Origin of the sequence: Dolichospermum circinale AWQC131C, from assembly GCF_000426905.1 — a bacterium.
Taxonomy (GTDB): domain Bacteria; phylum Cyanobacteriota; class Cyanobacteriia; order Cyanobacteriales; family Nostocaceae; genus Dolichospermum; species Dolichospermum circinale.
On the sequence record NZ_KE384632.1, the window covers coordinates 1 to 1,827 of the forward strand.

Consider the following 1,827-nt stretch of genomic DNA (forward strand, 5'->3'; position numbering starts at 1 on the left):
CAAACAGCAATCATTTCTAACTCTCGCATTTGAGGAGCTAAATTCCCAGCGTACAGGGTTTGTACTGTTTTTTTACGGCTAATAATCAGAGTAGTCTTTAATTCTCCTGAGAGAAGATGAATGCAGTAGTCTAAATTAATATTAAATTAATATTAGTTTGGGTAATTATCAACCGCGTCTACACAGACAAAACCCACCTGCATGGGTTGATAAACCTTGATTTCATCAATTACCTTTTGCTTCTGTTTTGTTTTCTGTAAGTTCTGATTTTGATGCCGTTTTTGATCACTACCAGACAATTTCTCCTCGTTCTTTGACTGTTCTTTCGTAAACCATTTCTGTTTGCTTACCTAATTTTGACCAGCTAAATCTTTTTTCTAAATCTGCATAGGCATTATTTACTAACCATTGACAATAATCTGGGTTTCTCAAAACTTCTAAAATTCCCCAAGCTACAGAGTCAGGATCATTTACCCAGGTAGTAATTCCCGTTTTTGTATGTTGAACTACTTCAGGAAAACCACCAGTATCGGAAACTATTACTGGTACGCGAGAGGCAAAACTTTCTAAAGCAACAATACCAAAGGGTTCATAAAGACTGGGGAAAACCGCACAGTCGGCGATAGTTTGAAATCTATCTAAGTATTCATCAGATAAAAACCCAGTAAAGTAACACTTGTGCCAAATTCCTAAATCCCAAGCTTGACGTTTTAGATGTTCAGTATTACCACCACCGACTATGATAAATTTAACATTACCGCCCATTTCCCAAAGCACCTTGGGAGCAGCATTAAGTAACACAGGTACACCTTTTTCGTAGGTCATGCGACCAAGATAATAAACAATTTTTTCATCATCCGTGGCAAATTGTCGGCGAAAATCTTGAGGATGAAAATCTTTGTCATGTCGTTTCTTTTCTGGGCGAATACCATTATATATTACGTCAATTTTATCACTAGTAACAGAAAGCGATCGCCCGATTTCTCGACGCATATATTCACTACAAACTATTACCCGCCAAGCATTTTCAGCTAGTGCATATTCTTTATTATGAATATGGCGTTGGGTATCATTGTGAATACCATTATAACGTCCATATTCCGTGGCGTGAATGGTGGCAATTAAGGGAATTTTAAAGATATACTTAAGAGCGATCGCTGCATCACCAACTAACCAGTCATGGGCATGAATCAAATCAAATGGCCCTTTTTCCCTCAACAACTTACCACCATAAGCGCCCATACTCTCATTTAAATTCACCACCCAGTGCAAAAAATCGTTACTAGCAGCCACGTGGACACGATGAATATGAATCCCCTCAACTACTTCATAAAGGGCTGCTTGACCAAATTCAGGGGTAATCAGGTGAATGTCATGGCCTAACTTGATCAGTTCCGGGTACAACTCAGCAACGTGACGAGCAATTCCCCCGACTATCCTGGGTGGAAATTCCCAACTCAACACTAATATCTTCATTGACTTGACTCCCCGATGATTGACAAAAAAATCCAAATATATAAAAACTATATTTATAGCAGGGAACAGGGAAAAGAAAATTAGAAATAATAAATTATAAATTATATTTACATCATAATCATAAAATCCTCCCCTTCATAGGGAACAGGTGACAGGTAACAGGTGCTACGCCACGGGGACAGCCAACAAGACGCAAAAAAACCGCGAAAAATTTGCTTTTTGATGTTGACAAAGGATTTTAAAAATGTTATCCTAATCTTGATAAGGAAGAACTATCTTAAATTTAAAAGTAGGGTGTGTTAGCGACAGCGTAACGCACCATTGGTTATTGACATAATCATAAAATCCCTA

General features: G+C 37.9%; 1 protein-coding gene. It reads right to left on the minus strand.

The window, feature by feature from the left end; translation table 11 throughout:
• Nucleotides 1-288 precede the first annotated feature (288 nt).
• Nucleotides 289-1,476, minus strand: a complete 1,188-nt coding sequence (locus ACIR131C_RS0116410; RefSeq protein WP_028091081.1) for a glycosyltransferase family 4 protein — start codon at nt 1,474-1,476, stop codon at nt 289-291.
• Nucleotides 1,477-1,827 lie beyond the last annotated feature (351 nt).

Coding starts and splice junctions, on each gene's coding strand:
- ACIR131C_RS0116410 (WP_028091081.1), bottom strand. CDS start 1,476: ATGAAGATATTAGTGTTGAGTTGGGAATTTCCACCCAGGATAGTCGGG.